The sequence below is a fragment of the Luteimonas yindakuii genome, from assembly GCF_004803715.2.
GTDB lineage: Bacteria > Pseudomonadota > Gammaproteobacteria > Xanthomonadales > Xanthomonadaceae > Luteimonas > Luteimonas yindakuii.
The window spans coordinates 1,193,086-1,217,061 of sequence record NZ_CP039383.2; the positions used below are offsets into that span (position 1 = coordinate 1,193,086).

Annotated in this window: 22 protein-coding genes and 1 pseudogene; 15 read left to right on the forward strand and 8 right to left on the reverse strand. The window is 70.9% G+C overall.

Going from position 1 to position 23,976, the window contains the following annotated elements:
• A complete protein-coding gene (gene trxA / locus E5843_RS05500; protein WP_141065752.1) occupies positions 1–858 on the reverse strand; it encodes a thioredoxin in 858 nt (285 codons plus the stop codon).
• Between the two features lie 94 nt (positions 859–952).
• Here trxA and E5843_RS05505 point away from each other — a divergent pair, with 94 nt between their 5' ends.
• Complete coding sequence (locus E5843_RS05505) at positions 953–1,558, forward strand: DUF998 domain-containing protein (RefSeq protein ID WP_166815908.1); 606 nt, start codon at positions 953–955, stop codon at positions 1,556–1,558.
• On the opposite strand, the gene E5843_RS05510 is transcribed toward E5843_RS05505, so the two are convergent.
• Complete coding sequence (locus tag E5843_RS05510; protein WP_134673063.1) at positions 1,544–3,253, reverse strand: sensor domain-containing diguanylate cyclase; 1,710 nt, start codon at positions 3,251–3,253, stop codon at positions 1,544–1,546. The genes E5843_RS05505 and E5843_RS05510 overlap by 15 nt on opposite strands.
• A gap of 98 nt (positions 3,254–3,351) precedes the next feature.
• Here E5843_RS05510 and leuS point away from each other — a divergent pair, with 98 nt between their 5' ends.
• The 6 genes from leuS (at position 3,352) to rlmH (ending at position 9,413) form a co-directional block, all read left to right on the forward strand.
• The gene (gene leuS, locus E5843_RS05515) at positions 3,352–6,084 is read left to right on the forward strand and encodes a leucine--tRNA ligase (protein WP_141065753.1); all 2,733 of its coding nucleotides are present in this window, start codon (positions 3,352–3,354) and stop codon (positions 6,082–6,084) included.
• Between the two features lie 45 nt (positions 6,085–6,129).
• On the forward strand, positions 6,130–6,627 hold the full coding sequence (locus tag E5843_RS05520; protein ID WP_136412061.1) for an LPS-assembly lipoprotein LptE: 498 nt from the start codon (positions 6,130–6,132) through the stop codon (positions 6,625–6,627).
• A 15-nt stretch (positions 6,628–6,642) separates the two neighbouring features.
• Positions 6,643–7,671 carry a DNA polymerase III subunit delta gene (gene holA / locus E5843_RS05525; RefSeq protein WP_136412062.1) on the forward strand — a complete coding sequence of 343 codons (1,029 nt, stop codon included), beginning with the start codon at positions 6,643–6,645 and terminating at the stop codon, positions 7,669–7,671.
• A 138-nt stretch (positions 7,672–7,809) separates the two neighbouring features.
• Entirely contained in the window at positions 7,810–8,502 is a 693-nt protein-coding gene (gene nadD, locus E5843_RS05530; protein WP_244240842.1) for a nicotinate-nucleotide adenylyltransferase, read from the forward strand.
• 28 nt (positions 8,503–8,530) lie between these two features.
• Positions 8,531–8,935, forward strand: coding sequence for a ribosome silencing factor (rsfS, locus tag E5843_RS05535; RefSeq protein ID WP_134673068.1), 405 nt, complete (start codon positions 8,531–8,533; stop codon positions 8,933–8,935).
• Between the two features lie 7 nt (positions 8,936–8,942).
• Positions 8,943–9,413 carry a 23S rRNA (pseudouridine(1915)-N(3))-methyltransferase RlmH gene (gene rlmH / locus E5843_RS05540; protein WP_141065754.1) on the forward strand — a complete coding sequence of 157 codons (471 nt, stop codon included), beginning with the start codon at positions 8,943–8,945 and terminating at the stop codon, positions 9,411–9,413.
• A 134-nt stretch (positions 9,414–9,547) separates the two neighbouring features.
• On the opposite strand, the gene E5843_RS05545 is transcribed toward rlmH, so the two are convergent.
• Positions 9,548–9,739, reverse strand: a complete 192-nt coding sequence (locus E5843_RS05545) for a hypothetical protein (protein ID WP_136412064.1) — start codon at positions 9,737–9,739, stop codon at positions 9,548–9,550.
• A 10-nt stretch (positions 9,740–9,749) separates the two neighbouring features.
• Positions 9,750–10,496 (reverse strand): SIMPL domain-containing protein, encoded by a 747-nt coding sequence (locus E5843_RS05550; RefSeq protein ID WP_136412065.1) that lies wholly within the window; start codon positions 10,494–10,496, stop codon positions 9,750–9,752.
• A 119-nt stretch (positions 10,497–10,615) separates the two neighbouring features.
• Here E5843_RS05550 and E5843_RS05555 point away from each other — a divergent pair, with 119 nt between their 5' ends.
• From E5843_RS05555 to tldD, 5 genes and pseudogenes are all read left to right on the forward strand, one after another.
• Positions 10,616–11,182: a Maf family protein gene (locus E5843_RS05555; RefSeq protein WP_136412066.1), complete on the forward strand. Its 567-nt coding sequence runs from the start codon at positions 10,616–10,618 to the stop codon at positions 11,180–11,182.
• 65 nt (positions 11,183–11,247) lie between these two features.
• Complete coding sequence (rng, locus tag E5843_RS05560; RefSeq protein WP_134673073.1) at positions 11,248–12,762, forward strand: ribonuclease G; 1,515 nt, start codon at positions 11,248–11,250, stop codon at positions 12,760–12,762.
• Positions 12,763–12,807: 45 nt separating this feature from the next.
• Positions 12,808–15,789, forward strand: a pseudogene (locus E5843_RS14355) (YhdP family protein); the annotation flags it as partial.
• 53 nt (positions 15,790–15,842) lie between these two features.
• Complete coding sequence (locus E5843_RS05570) at positions 15,843–16,652, forward strand: YhdP family protein (RefSeq protein ID WP_244240843.1); 810 nt, start codon at positions 15,843–15,845, stop codon at positions 16,650–16,652.
• A 79-nt stretch (positions 16,653–16,731) separates the two neighbouring features.
• Positions 16,732–18,183 (forward strand): metalloprotease TldD, encoded by a 1,452-nt coding sequence (tldD, locus tag E5843_RS05575; protein WP_141065755.1) that lies wholly within the window; start codon positions 16,732–16,734, stop codon positions 18,181–18,183.
• A gap of 89 nt (positions 18,184–18,272) precedes the next feature.
• Here tldD and yjgA read toward each other — a convergent pair whose 3' ends face one another.
• Entirely contained in the window at positions 18,273–18,830 is a 558-nt protein-coding gene (gene yjgA, locus E5843_RS05580; protein WP_134673076.1) for a ribosome biogenesis factor YjgA, read from the reverse strand.
• 91 nt (positions 18,831–18,921) lie between these two features.
• Here yjgA and pmbA point away from each other — a divergent pair, with 91 nt between their 5' ends.
• The 3 genes from pmbA (at position 18,922) to E5843_RS05595 (ending at position 21,346) form a co-directional block, all read left to right on the forward strand.
• Positions 18,922–20,289 (forward strand): metalloprotease PmbA, encoded by a 1,368-nt coding sequence (pmbA, locus tag E5843_RS05585; RefSeq protein ID WP_141065756.1) that lies wholly within the window; start codon positions 18,922–18,924, stop codon positions 20,287–20,289.
• Positions 20,290–20,375: 86 nt separating this feature from the next.
• A complete protein-coding gene (locus E5843_RS05590) occupies positions 20,376–20,801 on the forward strand; it encodes a DUF4870 domain-containing protein (RefSeq protein ID WP_279631944.1) in 426 nt (141 codons plus the stop codon).
• A gap of 110 nt (positions 20,802–20,911) precedes the next feature.
• A complete protein-coding gene (locus tag E5843_RS05595; RefSeq protein ID WP_166815910.1) occupies positions 20,912–21,346 on the forward strand; it encodes a DUF4870 domain-containing protein in 435 nt (144 codons plus the stop codon).
• 43 nt (positions 21,347–21,389) lie between these two features.
• On the opposite strand, the gene E5843_RS05600 is transcribed toward E5843_RS05595, so the two are convergent.
• From E5843_RS05600 to tilS, 3 genes are read right to left on the reverse strand one after another with little or no spacing between them, the layout of a single operon-like run.
• Positions 21,390–22,277, reverse strand: a complete 888-nt coding sequence (locus tag E5843_RS05600; protein ID WP_136413045.1) for a farnesyl diphosphate synthase — start codon at positions 22,275–22,277, stop codon at positions 21,390–21,392.
• Between the two features lies 1 nt (position 22,278).
• Entirely contained in the window at positions 22,279–22,569 is a 291-nt protein-coding gene (locus tag E5843_RS05605) for an exodeoxyribonuclease VII small subunit (RefSeq protein ID WP_141065757.1), read from the reverse strand.
• A 59-nt stretch (positions 22,570–22,628) separates the two neighbouring features.
• Positions 22,629–23,945, reverse strand: coding sequence for a tRNA lysidine(34) synthetase TilS (gene tilS / locus E5843_RS05610; protein WP_141065758.1), 1,317 nt, complete (start codon positions 23,943–23,945; stop codon positions 22,629–22,631).
• Positions 23,946–23,976 lie beyond the last annotated feature (31 nt).

Consider the following 23,976-nt stretch of genomic DNA (forward strand, 5'->3'; position numbering starts at 1 on the left):
TCAGAACAGCAGCGATGCCATGCGGCGGCGGTAGCGGCTGACCAGTTCCGCGTCCTCGACGACCCGGAAGGCGTCGATCAGGCTGCGTCGCGGGAGGCCATCCTCGTAATCGCGGTTCTGGCGCAGCATTTCGATGAACTGCTGCAGGCCGGCTTCGGGATCGCCCTCGACAATCCCGCGCACGCCGAGCAGGTGACGCGCACCCAGGTCGGCGGGATCAGCGGCGATGGCCTGTTCGAGTTCGCCGCGCGACGGCGCTCCCTTCAGCAGTGCGGCGAAGCCCAGGCGTGCGCGCGCCTGCACGCTGCGGTCATCGGTCGCCAGGTTTGCGGGCAGCGCATCGAGCAGGCGCTCGGCTTCATCGGCCTCGCCGGTGCGCAGCAGTGCCAGCACGAGGTCGAGGCGCAGTTCGTCCTTGTCGGGTTCCGCGGACACCGCTGCGCGCAGGCGGGCGACTTCGGCGGCAGGATCGAGCGGGGCGTCCTCTACTGCTTCCTCGACGGCAGGCGCCGGCTGGATCCCGTGGCGGGCGAGGAACTCGCGCAGCTGGCCTTCGGGTACCGCACCCGGGAAGCCATCGACGGGCTGTCCACCCACCAGCAGGAACACCGTCGGCACGGAACGGATCTGGAAGGCGGCGGCGATCTGCTGTTCGCGGTCCACATCCACCTTCGCCAGCACGAACGCACCGGCGTATTCGGCTGCCAGCTTCTCCAGCACCGGTCCGAGCGTCTTGCACGGGCCGCACCATTCCGCCCAGAAATCGAGCAGCACGGGCACTTCCATCGACTTCTGCAGGACCTCGGTCTCGAAGTTGGCGGCGGTGGCATCGAACACGTGGGCGGGCTGTGCGGTCATGCGACTGTTCCTGGCGATCCGAGCTGGAGACAATGGTGTCGCCCGTGACCGAATCCAAGTGTCACCGGCTTTTCCCATACCACTGGTGCTTCGCATGCCTGCCCGTTCTTCGCCTGGATGGCTGCCGCTTGCCTGCGCAGGCGCGGCACTGATGCTGATGGTGGTGACCGCCGCTGCCGGCACGCTGTGGTGGCCGGGGCTGTCGCACACCGGCCACCCGCTGGCCCTGCCCGGTGCGGACGGCGTGCCGCGCGCAGCTGCCTACAACGCACTGGTGTTCGTGCTGCCGGGGGGGCTGGCGTGCCTGCTGGCCTGCTGGCGCTACAACGCGCTGCCGGGCACGGCGGGGTGGGGTGCCCGGATCGGCGCCCGCCTGTTGTTGCTGGCGGGCATCGCCTGGGCAGCGCAGGGGATATTCGCGCTCGATCTGCGCGAACTCGACGGTCGCAATGGCCAGCTGCACGCCGCCGCATGGATGTGCTGGTGGCTGGCTGCAGCCAGTGGCCTGGTGCTGCTGGCGATGCAGGAGCGTCGCGGGCGCTGGGCGGACGCAGTCACCGCCGTGTTGCTGGTGCTGCTGGCGCTGTTGCCGTACTGGCCCTGGCCGGCGGGGTTGAGCCAGCGACTGGCGGCGCTGGTCTGGTTCGGCGGATGGCTCGGCTGGGCGGTCCGCGAATGGCGCGGATCAGGCCTGCGCTGAGGTGTGCAGGACGCGGTCGCGGCCTTCGGCCTTGGCGCGATAAAGCGCGGCGTCGGCGATTTCCAGCAGCAGGCCGGGGTCCGCGCTGTCATGGGGGGCCGTGGCGATGCCGATGGACACGGTGATCGGTCCGAGCATCCTGTCCATGTGGCGGATCGTCAGCGACGACATCGCCCGGCAGATCTCCAGGCCGCGCTGGATGGCGGCCTCGGCGCCGGTTTCCGGCAGCACGATGGTGAATTCCTCGCCACCGTAACGGCAGGCAAGGTCCTCGGCGCGTACCAGTGACTGCAGGACGCGACCCACGTGCGCCAGCACTGCGTCACCCGCGGCGTGGCCGTGCTGGTCGTTGAAGCGCTTGAAATGGTCGACGTCGAGCATCATCAGCGACAGCGGCAGGCGTCGCCGTTCGCAGCGCAGCATCTCGCGGACCAGGTTCTCCTCGAGGTAACGGCGGTTGAAGAGGCCGGTCAGCGGATCGCGGATCGACTGCAGGCGCAGTGTTTCGCGCAACTGCAGGTTGGCGATCGCCATGCCCATCTGTTCGGCGATGGACATGATGATGCCCGCGTCGTTGTCCTCGACCGCATCGCTGGTGCGGCCGCTGATATGCAGCAGACCCAGTGACGAGCCCTGCGCCACCAATGGCACGCAAAGACTGGAAATGCCGTCGACCGGGGTGTCATCGTCGATATGCGCACAGCGCAGCCCGCCGCTGCGGCCGCGGGTGTAATGCGGCTGGCCGCGGCGCAGGGCCCAGCACTGCTCGTGCATGATCACGTCGCTGCTGCTGATCACGCGGTCGCCGAAGCTGCCCGCGCTTTCAAGGAAGTTCTGCGAGCTCTTCGAGAGGTAACAACGACCACTCGATCCCGGTACCAGGTCCTGCATCGTGCGCATGGTCAGCAACACCAGCTCGTCGCGGCTCTGGCAACTCTGCAGCAGGCCGGCATAGACGCTCTGGGCGCGCCGCTGCTCCGCCAGCGTGTCGCGCAGCACCAGCGCGCCCTGCAGCTCGGACACTGCGTGCCTTGCCTCGCGTTCCAGCTGGCGGCTGCGCTTGTTCTCGCGCGCCAGGCCCGCCAGCAGCAGGCCCAGCAGCACCAGGGCAATGGTCATCGCCAGCACGATGAAGAGGACCAGCGTGCTGGCCTCGCGCTCGCTGCGCTGGCGGCGCTTCTGCAGCAGCATCTGTTCCACCGCCAGCATTTCCTGGCTGAGGGCGTTGATCTCGGCGACCCGACGCAGGTTCGTGCTCGCGTTCCTGCGTCGCACCTCGGCATCGGTCGCCTCGATGGCGTTGATGTCGAGCAACACTTGCAAAGCCACCAGGTGCGTGGCAATGGCCTCGCCCAGCGTGCGTGCACGGGCCTGCTGCTGCGGGTGGTCCGCAGTCAGCTGCGCCAGCTGCTCGGTAAGGCGGGTGGCGCGGCCCACGGCCTCGAAGAACCCGGGGCGGAACTCGATGAGGTTCGTGTTGCGGAAGCCGCGCGCATTTGCCTCGGCCGCACGCACTGCTGCATCGGTGGCCTCGATCAGATTGATCACCCGGTAACTGTGCTCAAGCGAACGGTTGGCCGCCTGGAAACTGCGCACGCCCATCACCGAGGCGATGCCGGCGCCCAGCAGCAACACCAGCGCGATCACCACGGCGGGGATGCGCAGGCGGCGGGTGCGGGATGAGGGCGCGGACATGGTCACAGTCTATCGGGGTGCCGGCCCGCGCCGCTTCGTGGCAGTGCACCGGGGCGTAGGGTAGGCTTGCCGACCCCCCTGCAGACGCCCACTCCGCCGTGTCCGAAGCCCAGTCCGAGTCCCACCCGTACGATCCCGCGGCCGTTGAAGCCGCTGCCCAGCAGTACTGGGACAGCACCCGGGCCTTCGAGGTGCGCGAGGACGACAGCCGGCCGAAGTACTACTGCCTGTCGATGCTGCCGTACCCGTCGGGCGCGCTGCACATGGGCCATGTGCGCAACTACACGATCGGCGACGTCATCAGCCGCTACCAGCGCATGACCGGAAAGAACGTGCTGCAGCCGATGGGCTGGGATGCCTTCGGCCTGCCGGCGGAGAACGCCGCGATCAGGAACAGCACCGCGCCGGCGAAGTGGACCTACGCCAACATCGAGCACATGCGCGGCCAGCTGAAGTCGCTGGGCTACGCGCTCGACTGGTCGCGTGAGTTCGCCACCTGCCAGCCGGACTACTACGTGCACGAACAGCGCATGTTCGTGCGGCTGATGAAGAAAGGCCTCGCCTATCGCCGCAATGCGGTGGTGAACTGGGACCCGGTCGACCAGACCGTGCTCGCCAACGAGCAGGTGGTCGACGGTCGTGGCTGGCGTTCGGGCGCGCTGGTGGAGAAGCGCGAGATCCCGCAGTGGTTCCTCAGGATCACCGACTACGCGCAGGAACTGCTCGACGGCCTGGATGCGTTGCCGGGCTGGCCGGATTCGGTCAAGACGATGCAGCGCAACTGGATCGGCCGCAGCGAAGGGCTCGAGATCGGCTTCCGCGTCGATGGCGAGCCGGAGCCGCTGATGGTCTACACCACGCGGCCGGACACGCTGATGGGCGTGACCTTCATTTCGATCGCCGGCGAGCACCCGCTGGCGCAGAAGGCCGCGGCGGCGAATCCGGAGCTTGCGGCGTTCATCGCCGACCTCAAGCGTGGCGGCGTGTCCGAGGCCGAGATCGAGACCCAGGAAAAGCGCGGCATGGCGACCGGGCAATGGGCGATCCACCCGGTCACCGGCGAGGACCTGCCGATCTACGTGGCCAATTTCGTGCTGATGGGCTACGGCACCGGTGCGGTGATGGCGGTGCCGGCGCACGACCAGCGTGACTGGGAATTCGCCAAGTCCTACGGCCTGCCGGTGCGCCCGGTGATCGTGCCCGCGTCGGTGCGCGACGCACTGGACGAGGTGGTGGGCGACGTTGCCCACGATGCCGATCCGTTCCAGGCCGCGCTGGCGGGTGGTTCGGTCGATGCCTACGACACCTCGGTCGCGGTGCGGGTGGTGCGCGAGTATCTCGATGCCATCGAGCAGCAGGGTGCGTATACCGAACGCGGAACCCTGATCAATTCCGGTGAATTCAACGGGATGGATTACGACGCCGCATTCGATGCGCTGGCTGCGCGCCTCGAAGCGACGGGCACCGGCCGGCGCAAGGTCAACTTCCGCCTGCGCGACTGGGGCGTGAGCCGCCAGCGCTACTGGGGCTGCCCGATCCCGGTGGTCTATTGCCAGGCCTGCGGCGCGGTGCCGGTGCCGGAGGACCAGCTGCCGGTGGTGCTGCCCGAGGACGTCGCGTTCAGTGGCGTGCAGTCGCCGATCAAATCCGATCCGGAATGGCGCCGGACCACGTGCCCGCAGTGCGGCGCCGCGGCCGAGCGCGAGACCGACACCTTCGACACCTTCATGGAGTCGAGCTGGTACTACGCCCGCTACACCTCGCCGGGCGCGGCGGACATGGTCGACGCGCGGGCGAAGTACTGGACGCCGGTCGACCAGTACATCGGCGGCGTCGAGCACGCGATCCTGCACCTGCTGTATTTCCGCTTCTACCACAAGCTGCTGCGCGACCAGGGCCTGGTGGACAGCGACGAGCCCGCGGTGAACCTGCTCACCCAGGGCATGGTCATCGCCGAGACCTACTACCGCGACAACGCCGACGGTTCCAAGGACTGGATCAACCCCGCCGACGTGGACGTGGAGCGCGACGAGCGTGGTCGCATCACCGGTGCGCACCTGAAGGCCGATGGCCGACCGGTGTCGATCGGCGGCGTCGAGAAGATGTCGAAGTCGAAGAACAATGGCGTCGACCCGCGCGCGATGGTGGACCGCTACGGCGCCGATACCGTGAGGCTGTTCTCGATGTTCGCCGCGCCGCCCACGCTGTCGCTGGAGTGGAACGAGGCCGGCGTCGAGGGCATGTCGCGTTTCCTGCGCCGGTTGTGGAGCCAGGTGGAGCGCCATGCCGCCGCCGGCGCCGCACCCTCGCTCGATGCATCGCAGCTCACCCCGGCGCAGAAGACCCTGCGCCGGCAGCTGCACGAGACCATCCAGAAGGTCGGCGACGACTACGGTCGCCGCCTCAACTTCAATACCGCGATCGCCGCGGTGATGGAGTTGCTGAACCACGTGGCGAAGTTCACCGAGGACGGTGACGGCGCGCGTGCGCTGCGGCAGGAGGTGTTCGAGGCGATGGTGCTGATGCTCAATCCGATCACCCCGCACGCGAGCCATGCGCTGTGGCAGCTGCTCGGCCATCCGCAGACGTTGCTGGAGGACCACGGGTTCCCCACGGTCGACCCGCAGGCGCTGGCGCGCGATGCGCTCAGGCTCGCCGTGCAGGTCAACGGCAAGCTGCGCGGCACGATCGATGTCGCGGTGGATGCCGAGCGGCCGGCGATCGAGGCCGCGGCGCTGGACGATCCGGGCGTCGCGCGTTTCCTCGAGGGCATGCAGGTGCGCAAGATCATCATCGTCCCCGGCAAGATCGTGAACATCGTCGCCGGCTGACCGCCCGGCTTGCCCCGCGATCCCCGCCTCCCCCAGACTTCGGCCATGCGCAGACTCCTCCCGCTCGTCCTGCTTTCGACCCTGCTGCTCGGTGCCTGTGGCTTCCATCTGCGCAGCGCGCTCACCCTGCCGCCCGATCTGGGCGCGGTGCGGGTGGTCACGCAGGATCCGTTCAGTCCGCTGCGCGATGGCCTCGAGCTGGCGCTGCGCCAGGCGGGCGCCGACATCGTGCCCGCGACCACTGCCGACGTGGCGACGCTCAACGTGCTCTCCGAGCGCTGGGCGGAGACGCCGCTGTCGGTCGACCAGTTCGGTCGTGCACAGGAATACTCGCTGCGCTACGCAGTGGTGTTCCGCCTGCGCCGCGCCGACGGTGCCGACCTGGTGCCGCAGCAGGCGGTCGAACTGGCACGCGACTACACCTCGAGCCCGAGCGAGTTGATCGGTACCGAGAGCGAGCGCGAGCTCCTCGGCCGCGAGATGCGCCGCGAGATGGTCGCCTCGATCGTGCGCCGCATCGACGGGGCCTCGCGGCAGCCGTAGGGCTGGGCGAGCGCAATGGAGCTGACCCCGGAACGTCTCGTCGCCCAGCTCGGGCAGGGACCGCTGCGCCCGGTCTACCTGATCGCCGGCCCGGAAACGTTGCGCGTGCTCGAGGCTGCCGACGCGGTGCGCACCCGCGCGCGCGAGCAGGGCTATGCCGAGCGCGAGGTGTTCGAGCCCGAAGGCCGCGACATCGACTGGAACGCGCTCGAAGCCACCCTGCGTGCGCCCAGCCTGTTCGCTGCACGGCGGGTGATCGAGATCCGCCTGCCGACCGCCAAGCCTGGCAAGGACGGCGCGGCAGCGATCACCGCGTTCTGCGACGCGCCACCCGACGACATCCTGCTGCTGGTGACCGGCGGCGAATGGAGCCGCCAGCACGGTGGCAAGTGGAGCGAGGCCATCGGCCGCGTGGGCCAGATCGCGGTGGCCTGGGGCGTGAAGCCGCACGAGATGCCGGACTGGATCGAGCGTCGCTTGCGCAGCCGCGGCGTCAGCGCGGACCGCGATGCGGTGCAGCGGCTGGCGGACCGGGTCGAAGGCAACCTGCTGGCGGCCGCCCAGGAGATCGACAAGCTCGCCCTGCTGGCCGAGGGCGCGACGCTGGACACCGCGCGGATGGAAGACCTGGTAGCCGATGCCGCGCGCTTCGACGTGTTCCGCCTGGTGGATGCGGCGCTGTCCGGCCAGGCCGCGCAGGCGGTGCGCATGCTCGCCGGGCTGCGTGCCGAGGGCGAGGCCGTCCCCGCACTGATGGGCATGGTGGTGATGGAACTGCAACGCGCGGCGGCGCTGGCACGGGTGCAGGCGCGTGGCGGCAACCTGGCGGCGGAATTCCGCGCGCAGCGGGTCTGGGATTCGAAGCAGGCGGTGTATACCCGTGCGCTGCAGCGTCATCCGGCACCACGCTGGGAGCAGTTCCTCGCCGCCGCCGGACGCATCGACCGCATCGCCAAGGGACGGGCGCCCGGTGACGCCTGGCAGGCGCTGGAACGCCTGCTGGTGGCGGTCGCCGAAACCCGCGCCGCGCGCGTGATGGGGTGACGACGTGCGGCTCCGCCGCAGTCGCTTCCCCGCGGGATGCACGTCATCGTGTGCCGCGGATATCGCCGATGACCGCCGATCGCCAGTGGACGCTGCAGATTCGCCTGCTTTCCCGTGATCCGCGGGCCCACCTCGACCATGGATGACGACAGCGCCATGACCGACGACGACGGGCTGCTGGTGCTCTACGGTGGCACCTTCGATCCGGTCCACAACGGCCACCTCGCCGTGGCACGGGTCGCCCGCGACGTGCTTGGCGTACCGGTGCACCTGATGCCGGCCGCCGACCCGCCGCACCGCGCCGCTCCCGGCGCCGATGCCGTGACCCGCGCCGCACTGCTCGACCTTGCGGTCGCGGGTGAACCGGGGCTCCGGGTCGACCGCCGTGAACTGCATCGCGCGGGCCGCAGCTGGACCGTCGACACCCTGCGCGCCCTGCGCGACGTGGCACCGCGGCGACCGGTGGCGTTGCTGCTGGGTGCCGACGGTTTCCGCGGCCTGCCCGGGTGGAAGGACTGGCAGGCACTGCCGACGCTTGCCCATTTCGTCGTCGCCGAGCGCGCCGGCGATCCCCTCGACCGCGATCTGCCGGCCGCCCTGGCGGAGCAGCTCGCTGGCCGCTGGACCGATGATCCCGCGGACCTGCAGACCGCGCCTGGCGGTCGCGTGCTGCGCCTGCGCCAGCCGCTGAGCCCCGAATCGGCGACGGAGATCCGCCGCCGGATCGCCACCGGCCAGCCGTGGCAGGCGAAGGTGCCGGCGGCGGTGGCTGCACGGATCACGACCGACGGCCTGTATGCACACGGTGCCGACGCCGGTGCGCCGCTATAATCCGCCGCAAATCCAAGAGTCCACCGCTTTGTCCAGCCCCGCTCAAGTCATCAAGACCCGTCTTCCCGTCCCGCCGCCGTCCGTCGATGTCCTGCTCGAGCAGGTGCGCGCGGCCACCGAAGAACTGAAGGCGCGCGACGTCGTCGAACTCGACGTTCGCGGCAAGTCGAGCGTCTGCGACTACATGGTGGTCGCCTCCGGCACCTCCAGCCGCCACGTCAAATCCATCGCCGACGAGGTGGTCCGCTTCGCCAAGAAGCTCGACGTCCAGCCCCTGGGCGTGGAAGGCGAGCGCGAGGCCGAGTGGGTGCTGGTCGACCTCGGCGACGTGGTCGTGCACGTCATGCTGCCGCGCGTGCGCGAGTTCTACGCCATCGAGCGTCTGTGGACGGTCGGCGACCAGCCACCCGACACCGGCGCGCCCGCACGCTGATTCCGAAGTGAAGGCGCGTCTGGTCGCCGTTGGCGAGCGCGCACCGGGATGGGTGGCCGAGGGGTTCGCCGAATACCGCAAGCGGCTGTCGTACTGGCTGCCGCTGGATCTTGTCGAGATCGAGCCCGGCCTGCGTGGCAAGGGCCGCGATGCGGTGCGTGCGCGCCAGGATGAAGGCGCACGGGTGCTGGCGACACTGCCCCGGCAGGCGCATGTCGTGGCGCTGGATGTCGAAGGGCGCGCGCACTCCTCGGAAGAGCTGGCCCGGCGCCTCGAATACTGGCGCGGGCAGGGCCGCGACCTCGCGGTGCTGATCGGCGGGCCGGAGGGCCATGCTCCCGATGTGCTGGCGCGCGCCGATGAGCGCTGGTCGCTGGGGCCGCTGACCCTGCCGCACATGCTGGTGCGGCTGGTCGCCGCGGAGCAGCTCTACCGTGCCGCCGCGATGCTGGCGAACCACCCGTACCACCGCGCCTGACCGCGTACCGCGGCCGGGAGATTCGCAGTGGTGGACCGGGTGTCACTCAACCGGGCTAACGGGCGTGGCCCGGACACAGCCGAAGGCCGCATCCGGGCCCGGGTCACCGGGTCGCCCGAGCCGCGAACCGCAGCTCAGCCTTCGTCCGCCGCCGTGTCCGGGGAGTCTTCCGGTTTGCGATCGAGGCCGCCGTGGTCGGGATCGCGCCGGTACGGGACGCCCACGTTGCGGGCGTCGTCGCCATCGCGCGGAGTGCGTTCGGCATAGCCGGACTTGTCCGCATCGTTGCCGGCGGGAGTGTCCTTGCGGGGGATGTCGGGGGTCATGGCGCCTCCTTCAGCGTCCGAGTTCGAACACCACGTCCAGCGACGCGGACAGGGTGGTTTCGCCTGGCGAAACCGGGCTGCTTTCCGCCCGCGCGTCCATCGCGGCCATGCGCATCATTGGCATCGGCTGCACGAAGCCGCCGCCCTCGCTGATGCTGACGATCCGCCGCACTCGCAGGTCGAGCGCGGATGCGTACATTTCCGCGCGCTGGCGGGCGAGATCCAGCGCCTTGCGGCGCGCCTCGTCGTAGACGGCTTCCGGCTGGTCGATCTCGAAGCTCGGGCCGTTGACCTGGTTGGCGCCGCTGGCGACCAGTGCATCGAGCACCTGGCCCAGGCGCCCGACGTCGCGCAACTTCAGGTTCACCGTGTTGCTGGCCTGGTAGCCGGTGATGACGGGCGCTTCGTTTTCCGAGTGGCGGTACTGCGGGTGGATGTTGAGACCGGAGGTCTGCACGTCGCGCTCCTGGATGCCGGCGGCGCGGATGGCCTGCATGAGCCGGTTCATCTGCTCGGCATTCGCGCGCAACGCGGCATTGGCGTCGGCGGCGTTGGTGACCACGCCGGCGGAGAGGGTCGCCACGTCGGGCGCGCGGCTGGCCTCGGCGCGGGCGCTGACCGACAGCAGGGTGCTGTCGCTGGCGATCTGCGGCGCGGCCGGGCCGGAGGGGGTCTGGGCGTGGCTGGGCATGCTGGTCGCCAGGGTTCCGAGGGCGAGGGCTGCCACCAGGGCGGCGGCGAGCGGGCGAAAGGTCATTGGAGTCTCCAGGATGTGGCGAGAGGGTCGAGCCGCTCCAGTGAACGGGCCGTGAGCCTGAATGGGGTTGAAGGTCGCGCGTCCGGGGTGCGCTGCGACCGCGCGGGTATCCTGTCGACATGCTGCTGCTTGCCTCCAAATCGCCCCGGCGCCGCGAGTTGCTGGGGCGTCTGGGCGTCCCGTTCGCGGTCCTGGACATCGACATTCCCGAAGTACGCGCGCCCGGTGAAACGCCGGAGGCCTATGTGCGCCGGGTCGCCCGCGACAAGGCCGACGCGGGCTGGGCCGTGGCGCCCGACGGGACCTCCGCGGTGCTGGCCTCCGATACCGAGGTGGTGCTCGACGATCGCGTCTACGGCAAGCCCGTGGATGCCGACGACGCGGCCGCGATGCTGCGCAGCCTGGCCGGGCAGACCCACGAGGTGCTGACGGCGGTGGCCCTGCGCAGCGCGGCCGGCACCCGCGAGGTGCTGGTGGCGACCACGGTCACCTTCGATGACCTCGACGACCCTGCCATCGCCGCCTATGTCGCCACCGGCGAACCGATGGGCAAGGCCGGCGCCTACGCGATCCAGGGCGGCGCGGAACGCTTCGTCACCCATCTCGCCGGCAGCTACTCGGGAGTGATGGGCCTGCCACTGCATGCGACGGCGCAGTTGCTGCGCGCTGCCGGGCTGATGCGATGAGGGGCGGCGGAACTGCGATGATCGTCGGGTTACGCGCACGCGCGTCTGCCAAGGGATAGGTCGGTATGTCGGAGGAAATCCTGGTCAACGTCACCCCGCGCGAGACCCGCGTGGCGGTGGTCGAGAACGGCATGCTGCAGGAGCTGCACATCGAGCGAGGTGCCAGCCGCGGCGTGGTCGGCAACATCTACAAGGGCCGCGTGCAGCGGGTGATGCCGGGCATGCAGGCGGCGTTCGTCGACATCGGCCTCGAGCGCGCGGCGTTCCTGCATGCCAGCGACGTGATGCGCTCGCTGCCGGCGCCGGAGATGGACGCCGAGGCCGGGGCGCTGCCGGTGCCGGCCACGGTGCCGCCGATCGCGGAACTGCTGCGCGATGGCCAGGACGTGGTGGTGCAGGTGGTCAAGGAGCCGATCGGCACCAAGGGTGCGCGCGTGACCACCCAGATCAGCATTCCGTCGCGCTACCTGGTGCTGCTGCCGCAGTCGAGCGTGGTCGGGATTTCCGCGCGGATCGAGGACGACGGCGAGCGCCGGCGATTGAAGACCCTGGTGTCGGACCTCGCCCAGAGCGCCGGCGCCCACGGCTACATCGTGCGCACCAACGCCGAAGGGCAGGGCGAAGAGGCGCTGGCCGACGACATCACCTATCTCGCGCGGGCGTGGGCGCTGGTCGGCGAGGCCGGGGCGTCGGCACGCGTGGGCACCTGCGTCTACGAGGACCTGACCCTGCCGATGCGCGCGGTACGCGACCTGATGCGCCGCGACGTCGACAAGGTGCGCGTGGACTCGCGCGAAACCTACGAACGGGTGCGCGCATTCGCCGCCCAGTACATGCCCGCGCTGGCGGACGGTGCAGGCGGACCGCTGGCCGAACGGATCGAGCATTACGCCGGGGCGCGGCCGATCTTCGACCTGTACGGCGTCGAGGACGAGATCCAGCGCGCGCTCGACAAGCAGGTGCCGCTGAAGTCGGGCGGTTACCTGGTCATCGACCAGACCGAGGCGATGACCACGGTCGACGTCAACACGGGCTCCTTCCTCGGTCAGCGCAACCTCGAGGAAACCGTCTACCGCACCAACCTGGAAGCCGCGCAGGCGGTGGCGCGCCAGCTGCGCCTGCGCAACCTGGGCGGGATCATCATCATCGACTTCATCGACATGGTGGATCCGGAGCACCGCCGGCAGGTGCTGCGCACGCTGGAGAAGTCGCTGCTGCGCGACCACGCCAAGACCACCGTGTACGATTTCTCGCCGCTGGGGCTGGTGGAGATGACGCGCAAGCGCACCGTCGACAGCCTCGAGCGGCAGCTGTCCGAGACCTGCCAGACCTGCGGTGGCCGCGGCATGCTCAAGACCACCGAAACGGTGACCTACGAGGTGTTCCGCGAGATCGTGCGCGCGGTGCGCCAGTTCGAATCCGCGCGCCTGCTGGTGATCGCATCGCCGAAGGTGGTGGCGCGCATCACCGACGAGGAATCCACCGCGGTGGCCGAGCTCGAGGAATTCCTCGGCAAGAGCATCCGCTTCCAGGCCGACGAGCAGTACCTGCAGGAACAGTTCGATGTCGTCCTGCTCTGAAGCACGCCCTGGCGGGATCGCCCGCCAGTCCACTGCGTGACCCCCATGCGCCGACACGCACGCCGCGCCGGGGCCTGGGTCTGGTACCTGCTGGCGCTGTTGCTGGTGCTGCTGGCAGTGGCCGGCGGCATTGCATCGCAGCTGCTGCTGCCGCTGGCCGAGCGCCATCCGGACCGCGTCGCCGCCTGGCTGGGCGAGCGCGCCGGGCGGCCGGTGGCGTTCGATTCGCTCGAGACCAGCTGGACCCGGCGCGGGCCGCTGCTGCAGGTCACCGGGTTGCGCATCGGCGAAACCGACGCGCCGGTGGAAATCGGTGCCGCGGAAATCCTGGTGACGCCCTACACCGGCTGGCTGCCGGGGCGGTCGCTGACCGAACTGCGCCTGCGCGACCTGCACCTGCAGCTGGAACGCCACGACGACGGCAGCTGGCATGTGCAGGGTCTTCCGGGGCAGGCCGCCAGCGACAGCGATCCGTTTGCCGCGCTCGAACGGATCGGCGAGGTCGTGCTGCACGACGGCAGCTTGGACATCGTCGCGCCGGGTCTGGGCATCCATACCCACGTGCCGCGGATCGACCTGCGCCTGCGCGTGTCCGGTGACCGCGTGCGCGCGGCGGCGAATGCCTGGCGGGTGGAAGCAGATGCCCCGGTGCGGGCGGTGCTGGACCTGGCGCGCGGCACCGGCAACGGCCGCGCCTGGCTGGGGATCACCCGCGCCGATCTCGATGGCTGGTCGCCGCTGCTGCGTTACGCCGGGGTGGCGGTGGTCGATGGCCATGGCGACGCCGGTGCCTGGGCGACGCTGGCCGGACGCCGCGTGGTGGCGGTGCGCGCGCGTGCGGAACTCGAGGATGTCGCCCTGCAGGCGGTCTCCGGCGAAAGCGACGAGGCGCGGTTCGAACAGCTCGACGCCGACGTCCACTGGCAGGCCACCGATGCCGGCTGGCGGCTGGACGCCGGCCGCCTTCGGCTGGCCGCGAACGGTGCGAGCCAGTCGCTGGACGGGGCGGTGCTGGGCTCCGGCCCGGTGCTGGCGTTTGCCGCGGATCGCATCGATGCGGGTCCGCTGCTGGCGCTGCTGCCGCTGTCGGACCGCCTGTCGCCGGCACTGCGCAGCTGGCTGCGCGAGGCGGCTCCGCGCGCTGTCCTGCACGACGTCGCGCTGGTGCGCGACTCCGACCGGCGCCTGCGCCTGCACGCAAGGATCGAGGCCGCCGGCTTCGCGCCGATCGGCGAGCGGCCCGGGCTGATGGGCGCGAGCGGGCGCCTGCGCGGCGACGCGAACGGTCTGGTGTTCGAGCCCGAGCCCGCGACACGCTGGCGGCTGGACTGGCCGGCCGGATTCCGCGACCCGCACGACTTCAGTCTCGATGGCGCCATCGCCGCCTGGCCCGGCGCCGACGGCTGGCAGGTGCAGACGCCCGGCCTGCGGATCGCCGGCGACGGCTACGGCGCGCGCGTGCGGGGTGGGCTCGGGTTCGCGCCGGGTGGCGGTCGACCCACGATCGACATCGCCGCCGATGTCGACGAGTCGGAGATCCCGGTGGCACGGCGCTTCTGGGTGCACCACGTGATGTCGGAGGCGACGATCGCCTGGCTCGACGCCGCGCTGGTGGGCGGGCGCGTGCGCAACGGCCGCGCGGTGGTGTCCGGCGATCTCGACGACTGGCCGTTCCGTGCGGCGCCAGGCCAGGCCGCCCCGGGCCTGTTCCATGCCGAAGCGGAACTGGTCGATGCGCAGGTGCGGTTCCAGCCGGACTGGCCAGCGGCGGAACAGCTCAACGGCCGGGTGCGCTTCGTCGGCAACGGCTTCGACCTGCACGGGCGCGCCGCACTGGGCGGGGTGGAGGTGGCGCAACTCGAGGCGGACATCGCCGATTTCAGCCGCGCGCCGCTGCAGGTGCGCGCGGAGTCCAACGGGGACATCGCCGCGATGTTCGCGATGCTGCGGCAGACCCCGCTGTATGCCGGCCTGTCGCCGACGCTGGGCGGGCTGCGTGCCGCGGGCCCGGCGCGCGCGCGCTTCTCGATGGCGCTGGATTTCGGCGAACCGCCGGTCATCGACGGCGCGGTCGAATTCGACGGCGTGCGCGTGGCCGAGCAGGAATGGGGCCTGCAGCTCGACCAGCTGCGTGGACGCCTGCGCTATGACCAGCACGGCTTCGGCGCTCCGGCGCTGCAGGGGCAGATGGACGGCCGCACCGCACACCTGCGCATCGCCGCCGGCGACGGTCATGCGCGTAATCCCGCGCTGGCCTTCGAGGGCGAGCTGGGCGCGGTGGTCGGTATCGGCACGCTGATCGACCGGGTCGAGGCGCTGGACTGGATGCGCACGCAGGCACGCGGGCGCTCGGCGTGGACGGTCGGCGTGGAGGTGCCGCGCGCCGGCAACGATGCACCGCCCACGCTGGTGCTGCGTTCGGACCTGCGCGGCACCAGCTTCGAGCTGCCGGCACCGCTGGCCAAGGCGGCGGGTGCGGCGCTGCCGGCCGAAGTGCGGGTCGAGCTGCCGCTGGAGAAGCGCAACGAACTGTCGGTGCGGCTCGGCCAAAGGATGGCGCTGCGAGCGCGCGTCGATGGCGACGCGACCGGGCTGGCGATCGCCCTCGGCGGCGCCGCCGCGACCACGCCACCGGCATCGGGCGTCGTGCTCGGCGGGCGCACGCCGGAATTCGCGGTGATGGACTGGCTGGGTCTGCTCGGGGGCGGCGACGGTGGCGGCATGCCGCTGCGGCGGATCGACCTGGCCGTGGACCGGTTGACCCTCATGGGCGGCAGTTTTGCCGACACCCGGATCCGTGCGGCGCCCGCGGCCGGCGGCACCGCGCTCGGCTTCGAGGGCCCCGCACTGGCCGGTTCCCTGCAGCTGCCGGACGGCCAGGGGCCGGTGGTGGGCCGCTTCGAGCGCGTGCACTGGCAACGCACGGCGCCGGCGCCGGGCGCGCCGACGTCCGCGCGCGACGACACCCCGGCCGACGACAGCACCGATCCCGCGCGCTTGCCCGCGCTGCACATCGACGTCGCCGACCTGCGCGTCGGCAGCGCGCGCGGCTGGGCGAGGCCAGCCTGCGCACGCAACCGGTGGCCGATGGGCTGCAGCTCGAACGCCTGCGCGTGCGCGCGCCGGGGCAGACGATCGACGCCACCGGCGAGTGGCGCGGCCGCGGCGCGGCCCAGCGCACGCGGGTGCAGCTCGACATCGACAGCAACGATTACGGTGCGCTGCTGGCCGGTCTCGGCCAGGGCGAACGGCTGCGCGGCGGCAGCGGCCGCATCGACTTCGATGCCACCTGGCCCGGCAGCCCGACCGGCTTCCGGGTGGAGGCGCTGGAGGGCGAGCTGTCGCTGCTGATCAAGGACGGCCAGCTGGCCGACGTGGAGCCCGGCGCCGGGCGCGTGCTGGGCCTGCTCAGCGTGGCCGAACTGCCGCGTCGGCTCACCCTGGATTTCCGCGATTTCTTCGAACGCGGTTTCGCCTTCAACCGGATCGGCGGCGAGGTGCGGTTCGCCGACGGCCGCGCGCGCGCGCAGGGTCTCGCGCTGGACGGGCCTGCCGCGGAGATCCATATCACCGGAAGCGCGGACCTGCGCGCGCAGACCTACGACCAGACCATCGACGTGCACCCGCGCTCGGGCAACCTGCTGACCGCGGTGGGTGCCCTCGCCGGCGGCCCCATCGGTGCGGCGGTCGGAGCCGCGGCCGGGTCGATGCTGCGCCGGCCGCTGGGCGAGATCGGTGCCTCGACCTACCGCGTCACCGGGCCGTGGAGCGATCCCGAGGTCGAAGTCATCCGACGCGAACCGGCGCGCGGCGGCGCCGCCAATGCCGCCAATGCCGCTACGCCGGAGGCGACGCCGGCGCCCGACAAGGCGGAACGGTCGGACCGGTAGCCGCACGTCGGCCCGGTTGGAACACGGTAAGGCCATCTTCGCGGTTGCCCCCGCGTACCTGCGCCCCCATCCTTTCGCGATGACCGAATCCCCGATTGCACTTGCCCAGTCCCGCCTGCTTGCACCGGCCGGCCTCGATACCCACCAGCTCGACCGAGCGTTCTCGGCCCTGCTGGGCCCCGGCGTCGATTTCGGCGACCTCTACTTCCAGCATTCGCGGCGCGAGAGCTGGAGCATGGAGGACGGCATCGTCAAGGACGGTGCGCACTCGATCGAACAGGGCGTGGGCGTGCGCGCGATTTCCGGCGAGAAGACCGGCTTCGCCTATTCCGACGACATCGACGCACAGGCGCTGCTGGCGGCGGCGGGTTCGGCGCGCGCGATCTCGCGCGACGGCCGCGCCGTGGCAGCCCAGCGCGTGGCGTTGCCTGCGCGCGACCGTGCGCCGCTGTATCCGGCGCTCGACCCGGTCGACAGCCTCGACAACGCGGCCAAGGTCGAGGCCCTGCGCCGCATCGACCGCCTGCTGCGTGCGGCCGACCCGCGCGTGCGGCAGGTCATGGTGAGCCTGTCCGGCACCGTCGACACCATGCTGGTGGCGCGCTCGGACGGCGTGCTCGCCGGCGACGTGCGGCCACTGGTGCGGCTCAACGTGCAGGTGCTGGTCGAGCAGGACGGCCGGCGCGAATCCGGTTATGCCGGCTACGGCGGGCGCTACGGCTACGAGGAACTGCTGGCCGAGGGGCGCCCCGAACATTTCGCCCGCGAGGCGCTGCGGCAGGCACTGGTCAACCTCGATGCGGTCGACGCGCCCGCCGGCGTCATGCCGGTGGTGCTGGGCAACGGCTGGCCGGGCGTGCTGCTGCACGAGGCGGTCGGCCATGGCCTGGAGGGCGATTTCAACCGCAAGGGCACCAGCACCTACGCAGGGCGCATCGGCCAGCGCGTGGCCGCGCCGGGCGTGACCATCGTCGACGACGGCACCCTGGACGGCCGCCGTGGCTCGCTCAAGGTCGATGACGAGGGCACGCCGACGCGCTGCACCACGCTGATCGAGGACGGCGTGCTCGCCGGCTACATGCAGGACACCCACAACGCGCGGCTGATGGGCGTGGCGCCGACCGGCAACGGCCGCCGCGAGTCGTTCGCGCACCTGGTGATGCCGCGGATGACCAACACCTACATGCTGGCCGGGCAGGACGATCCGGAGGACATGATCCGCTCGGTGAAGAAGGGCCTGTACGCGGTCAACTTCGGCGGCGGCCAGGTCGACATCACCAGCGGCAAGTACGTGTTCTCGGCCACCGAGGCCTACCTGATCGAGGACGGCCGCATCACCGCGCCGGTGAAGGGCGCGACGCTGATCGGCAACGGCCCGGAGACCATGCGCAAGGTCAGCCGCATCGGCCACGACCTCGCGCTCGACGACGGCGTCGGTGTATGCGGCAAGGACGGGCAGAGCGTACCGGTGGGCGTGGGCCAGCCCTCGCTGCTGATCGACGGGATCACCGTGGGCGGCACCCAGGCGTGACCGGACTGCTTTGCCGCGGATCTTCGCGGTTCAACATGGATCGGGGCATCGGCGAAAGCCTTGCCGTCTCCGATCCACATGCATCCGCGTCACTCCGCGGCTGGCGGCTCTTCTCCGTCGCCTGCGATGTCCGCAGCCAGCACGTCGCGCAGCAGCCGGAACAGTTCGCGGTAGGCGTGGGGCGGCCGGTTCCTGGCGCGCTCCTGGCTGGCATTGCGGATCAGCGTGCGCAGCTGCTGGCGGTCGGCATCGGGATGCGCGGCCAGCAGCTCGGCCAGCGCGGTGTCGCCGTCGTCGAGCAGGCGCTCGCGCCAGGTCTCGGCGCGATGCAGCAGCGCGGTTTCCTGGCGCGATGCTTCGCCACCGGCATCCATCGCATCGCGGATCGCTTCGAGCGTTTCGTCGTCCTCGCGGCGCATCTGCTTGGCCAGGTAGGCCAGCTGGCGCTTGCGCGCGATATGCGCGGTGATGCGCTGCGTATCGCGGATGTGCGGCAGCAGGTGCTCGGGCAGCGGCAGCTTTTCCAGCTGCGCCGGGGTCAGGCCCACCAGTCGCTCGCCCAGTTCCAGCACCTCGAGCGCGTCGCGCCGTTGCTGGCTGCGGCTGGGCGAAAGGAATTCGCCGGTTTCATCGTCGCGTCCGCGCATCGTCGTTCCTGTGTGCAGGGCGGGGGTGGTCCCCGGGTCGCCCGCGCGGGCGCGGCGGCGCGGCGGACGTCAATCATCAAAGGATAATCCATTGGACGCAGTGACTTCCCCGAAGCAGGGCACCGACGACAGCCGGCAGCGCATCGCCGCACTCGAAGAGGTGGCGCGGCGCGCGCTCGATCTCTGCCGCGCGCGCGGTGCCAGCCAAGCAGAGGTGTCGTGTTCGGAAGAGCAGGGCCTGAACGTCGGCGTGCGCCTGGGCGAGGTCGAGACGGTCGAGGCCACCCGCGATCGCGGCGTTGCGCTGACCGTGTACTTCGGCCAGCGCAAGGGCAGCGCCAGCACCGCCGACCTGCGCGAGGACAGCCTGGTCGCCACCGTCGAGCAGGCCTGCGCGATCGCGCGCTACACCGAGGACGATCCCGCCGCAGGGCTTGCCGATCCCGCGCTGATGGCGACCTTGCTGCGCGAGTTCGACAGCTGGCATCCGTGGGCGCTGGACGCCGACGAAGCGGTGGAGATCGCGCTCGCCTGCGAGCAGGCCGGTCGCGACGCCGATCCGCGCATCGACAATTCCGACGGCGCTTCGGTCGGCAGCGGCGCAGCGGTATCGGTGTACGCGAACTCGCACGGCTTCGTCGGCAGCAGCCGCGAAACCCACCACAGCGTCGGCTGTGCACTGATCGCCGGCGAGGGCGAGGCGATGCAGCGCGATGGCTGGTACACGTTCGCTCTGTCGCGAGCGGACCTGCAGGCACCGGTTACGGTCGGCCGCGAAGCGGCGCGGCGCGCGTTGGCGCGCCTGGATCCGCGTCCCGTGCCCACGGGCACGATGCCGGTGCTGTTCTCGGCGGAAATGGCGCGCTCGCTGGTCGGCCACCTGCTCGGCGCGGTATCGGGCGGCGCGCTGTACCGGCGTGCGAGCTTCCTCCTCGACAGCCTCGGCGAGCAGCTGTTCCCGGACTGGTTCGCGATCCACGAGCAGCCATTTCTTCCGCGCGGTCTGCGCTCGTCGTCTTTCGATGCCGAAGGCGTGGCCACGCGCGATTCGGCGCTGGTCGACGGCGGCGTGCTGCAACGCTATGTGCTCGGCAGTTACTCCGCGCGCAAACTCGGCCTGCAGACCACCGGCAATGCCGGCGGCGTGCACAACCTGGAGCTCGCCGCCAACGCCGGCGACCTCGCCTCGATGCTGCGCGACATGGGCCGGGGCTTGCTGGTCACAGAGCTGATGGGGCAGGGCGTCAACAGCGTGACCGGTGACTACTCACGCGGCGCGGCGGGCTTCTGGGTGGAGAACGGCGTGATCGTGCACGCGGTCGATGGCATCACCATCGCCGGCAACCTGCGCGAGATGTTCCGCAACATCCAGGCCGTCGGCAGCGAATGGGATCCGCGTTCGCACATCCGCACCGGACCGATCCTGCTGCAGCGGATGACCGTGGCCGGGGCCGAATGACGTTAGGCTGTCGGACGGAGCACCTCTCCATCGTCCCCCGGTCGGCGCGCCGCGTGGGCACGGGACCCGCGCGCCAGGGGAACGACATGAACGCACCGTACGACCACGATGCACCGACGCCCGTCAATGCCAGCGGCATCGCTGCCGAACAGCGCCAGTGGGCGATGTTCGCCCACCTGTCCGCATTGCTGGGCGGGCTCGTTACCGCTGGCTGGGCGGGAGGCGTGGGCTGTTTCCTCGGGCCGCTGGTGATCTGGCTGATGAAGCGCGAAACCATGCCCTTCGTCGGTGACCAGGCGAAGGAAGCGCTGAACTTCAACATCACCGTCGCCGCGATCATGCTGATCCTGTTCCTGGTCGGCATCTTCACCTTCGGCATCGGCTTCCTGCTGACCCTGCCGCTGATGGCGATCGTCGGGCTGGTGGCGCTGGTCTTCATCATCATCGCCGCGATCAAGGCCAACGATGGCGTCGCCTACCGCTACCCGTTCGCGATCCGCCTGGTGAAATGACGCCGCACGCGCCTGCGTGCGCATAGGTCGTCGGTTGGGTTGGACCGCGCCTGTCGCGGACCCATGATGGTTGCCGGGGCGCGATGTCCGCGCCCGGCAGGAGGACCGTCATGGCACACATCCAATCGATCACCACGTCGAGTGAGCGCGGCTGGGCCATGGCCGCGCACGTCACCGCCCTGGCGCTGGCACTGATGACCAGCTGGCTGGTCGGCGTGGCGGGCGTCGTCGGGGCCGGGGCGATCTGGCTGCTCAAGCGCGACGATTCGCCATTCATCGCCCGCCACGCGCGCGAGGCGGTGAATTTCAACCTGAGCATGCTGATCTACGCGGCCGTGGCCTGCGGCATCGCCGCGGCGCTGGTCGGGCTGACCGTGCTGACCCTCGGGCTCGGCGTGATCCTCACGCTGCCGGCCGGGCTGGCATTGCTGATGGTGATCGCGGCGATCGCACTGATGTGGCTGGTGTGCAGCATCATCGCTGCGGTCAGGGCGTGGAACGGCGAGGAGTACCGTTATCCGCTGACCATCCGCCTGCTTGATTGAAGCGGGCTTGGGCGGACGTCCCGGCGTCCGCCGGGTACGGCGATCAGTAGTTGCGGGTGATCGCGTGGCGCCCGAGCGCTGCCAGCGCCGTGGCGCGTTCGCCGAACGGCGCCAGCGCCTCGTCCATCGTAGCGGCCAGCGACTGCAGACGCTCGCGCGAGGCCTCGACGCCGATCAGCGCCGGGAAGGTGGCCTTGTCCTGGGCGACATCCTTGCCGGCGGTCTTGCCGAGGGTGCCGCTGTCGGACTCCACGTCGAGCAGGTCGTCGCGGATCTGGAAGGCGAGGCCGAGCGCGTCGGCGAAGGCGTCGAGTCGCACCGCGGTCCCCGCATCGACATCCGCGGCAAGCGCGCCGAGGCGCACCGCGGCGCGCAGCAGTGCGCCGGTCTTCATCGCATGCAGGCGTTCGAGCGCGGCGATATCGAGGATGCCTGCACCGGTCGCCGCGAGATCGCGTGCCTGGCCGCCGCACATGCCGCCGGCGCCTGCGGCCACCGCGAGTTCGCGCAGCATCGCCACCCGCGCGGCTGGCGGCTGCGGCGCGTCGGCGAGCACGGCGAATGCCAGCGACTGCAACGCATCGCCACACAGCACCGCGGTGCCCTCGTCGAATGCCACGTGCACGGTGGGTTGGCCGCGGCGCAGCGCGTCGTCGTCCATCGACGGCAGGTCATCGTGGACCAGCGAATAGGCGTGGATCAGCTCCACCGCGGCGGCAGCGGGATCCAGCGCGTCCTCGGCAACCCCGAAGGCGGTGCCGGTGGCATAGACCAGCAGCGGGCGCATGCGCTTGCCGCCCAGCAGCGTGGCGTGGCGCATCGACGCCAGCAGGCGCGGCTCGCTGTCGGCAAGCGTGGCGAGGGCGCTGCCGATCGCACGGTCGGCACGCTGTCTCCAGGCGTCGAACCGGCCGGGGTCGGCCGCTGCCATCTCAGACATCGTCGCCAGCCGCAGGGAACGGCTCGGCACTGTCGGGCTGCCCGGGATCGCTCAGCAGGCGCACGCGCAGTTCCGCCTGCTCCAGCGCCTGCTGGCAGCGGCGATACAGACCCACGCCGCGCTCGTAGGCCGCCAGCGAATCCTCGAGGCCGAGTTCGCCGTCTTCCATGCGCTCCACCAGCGCTTCGAGCTGCTGGAGCGACTGCTCGAATTCGCTCACCGGCGACGTGCTGTCGGCGCCGTCGGCGGGGAGGGCGGGGTCGGAAGTGTGCTTGCGTGCCATGCGCGCATTCTAGGCCGAATCGACCACGGCTTCGTGACCGTGGGCTGGCGATGCAGGCGTCAGCGACTTCCTGGTGGGGTCCAGCGCAGCCGCGCGTGGCGCGTCCGCAGCCACTGGTCGAACCCGGCGGAGAGCACGCGGTCGCCCGCCGCGAGAAGGCTGCCGTCCGCAGTGGACAGCAACGGCAGATGCGCGCGTTCCCAGCGCGGCACGTCGAGCATCTGCAGCACCTGTTTCAGGCTGTGGTGGTGACCGCGCCCGGGCAGGCGGATGCGCTCGCCGCCACGGCGCGCATGCACCCGCAACGGCGCATCGAAGCGAAGCGCCAGCGCGTCGGCTTCCAGCCGCAGCGCGCCGCCATCAGGCAGGGCCAGCGGCGAGGTGCCATCCCAGGTGAGATCGAGATCCGGTGGCAACGGCGCACGCACTGGTCCCGCGTGCAGCAGGCCGCGCCAGCGCTGGACGCGGGTGCCCGCATAGTCGAAACAGGCGTCGCCGTCGCGCGCTTTGCTGGCGAGCATCTGTTCGATGCACGCCACACCATTGGCCGGCAACGGCGGCAGCCCGAGTGTCGCGATCCAGTGCCGCAGCGCGCGCGCGCGCCGGGCTGCCGGCAGCGTGCCCAGCACATCCACGCGCACGACTGCAGGGTCATCGCAGCGTGCCGCGGCGAACGCTTCCGCATCGTCCGCGGCCAGCAGATCGCTGGCCTGCGCCGCGAAGCCGGCGCTGCGGGCGAGGCCCTCCGCGGCGTGCGGCCAGCGCTCGCGCAATCGCGGCAACACCGCATGGCGGAGGAAGTTGCGGTCCGGATCGAGCCCGGCGTTGCTGGGATCCTCGATCCACAGCAGCGCCTGGTCGCGCGCTTGGTGGAACAGGTGCGCGCGCGGCGTCGCCAGCAGCGGGCGCCACAGCCAGCCCGTGCCATGCGCGCGCCACGGGCGCATGGCCGACAGCCCCTCAACGCCGGAGGCCCGCAGCGCACGCAACAGGAAGGTCTCGGCCTGGTCGTCGAGATGGTGGGCAAGCGCCAGGATCCCGCCGGGTTGCAGGCGCGCATCGAAGGCGGCATAGCGCGCGTGGCGTGCGGCTGCCTCCATGCCGTGTCCGGCATCGCGCTGCACCCGTGCGTGGTGGATCTCCAGCGGCACGTCGAGCGCCGCGCACGTCTGCACGGCATGCGCGGCCCAGTCGTCCGCGGCCGGCTGCAAACCGTGATGCACATGCACCGCACGCAGCCCCTGCGCGCGCACGTCGCGGTCGACGGCAAGACGATGCAGCAGCACGGTGGAATCGAGGCCGCCGCTGAAACCGACCAGTACCGGACCGGCGACGCCGGACGGGATCCACTGCGGCAGGTCGACGGATGCAGGCATCCGCGCATGGTGCCACGCCCGCGGCGCTGCG

Bases quoted from the DNA above. Each gene is read 5' to 3' on its own strand.
- trxA (WP_141065752.1), bottom strand. From the start codon at position 858: ATGACCGCACAGCCCGCCCACGTGTTCGATGCCACCGCCGCCAACTTC.
- E5843_RS05505 (WP_166815908.1), top strand. From the start codon at position 953: ATGCCTGCCCGTTCTTCGCCTGGATGGCTGCCGCTTGCCTGCGCAGGC.
- E5843_RS05510 (WP_134673063.1), bottom strand. From the start codon at position 3,253: ATGTCCGCGCCCTCATCCCGCACCCGCCGCCTGCGCATCCCCGCCGTG.
- E5843_RS05520 (WP_136412061.1), top strand. From the start codon at position 6,130: ATGCGCAGACTCCTCCCGCTCGTCCTGCTTTCGACCCTGCTGCTCGGT.
- holA (WP_136412062.1), top strand. From the start codon at position 6,643: ATGGAGCTGACCCCGGAACGTCTCGTCGCCCAGCTCGGGCAGGGACCG.
- nadD (WP_244240842.1), top strand. From the start codon at position 7,810: ATGGATGACGACAGCGCCATGACCGACGACGACGGGCTGCTGGTGCTC.
- E5843_RS05545 (WP_136412064.1), bottom strand. From the start codon at position 9,739: ATGACCCCCGACATCCCCCGCAAGGACACTCCCGCCGGCAACGATGCG.
- E5843_RS05550 (WP_136412065.1), bottom strand. From the start codon at position 10,496: ATGACCTTTCGCCCGCTCGCCGCCGCCCTGGTGGCAGCCCTCGCCCTC.
- E5843_RS05555 (WP_136412066.1), top strand. From the start codon at position 10,616: ATGCTGCTGCTTGCCTCCAAATCGCCCCGGCGCCGCGAGTTGCTGGGG.
- rng (WP_134673073.1), top strand. From the start codon at position 11,248: ATGTCGGAGGAAATCCTGGTCAACGTCACCCCGCGCGAGACCCGCGTG.
- tldD (WP_141065755.1), top strand. From the start codon at position 16,732: ATGACCGAATCCCCGATTGCACTTGCCCAGTCCCGCCTGCTTGCACCG.
- yjgA (WP_134673076.1), bottom strand. From the start codon at position 18,830: ATGCGCGGACGCGACGATGAAACCGGCGAATTCCTTTCGCCCAGCCGC.
- E5843_RS05590 (WP_279631944.1), top strand. From the start codon at position 20,376: ATGAACGCACCGTACGACCACGATGCACCGACGCCCGTCAATGCCAGC.
- E5843_RS05595 (WP_166815910.1), top strand. From the start codon at position 20,912: ATGGCACACATCCAATCGATCACCACGTCGAGTGAGCGCGGCTGGGCC.
- E5843_RS05600 (WP_136413045.1), bottom strand. From the start codon at position 22,277: ATGGCAGCGGCCGACCCCGGCCGGTTCGACGCCTGGAGACAGCGTGCC.
- E5843_RS05605 (WP_141065757.1), bottom strand. From the start codon at position 22,569: ATGGCACGCAAGCACACTTCCGACCCCGCCCTCCCCGCCGACGGCGCC.
- tilS (WP_141065758.1), bottom strand. From the start codon at position 23,945: ATGCCTGCATCCGTCGACCTGCCGCAGTGGATCCCGTCCGGCGTCGCC.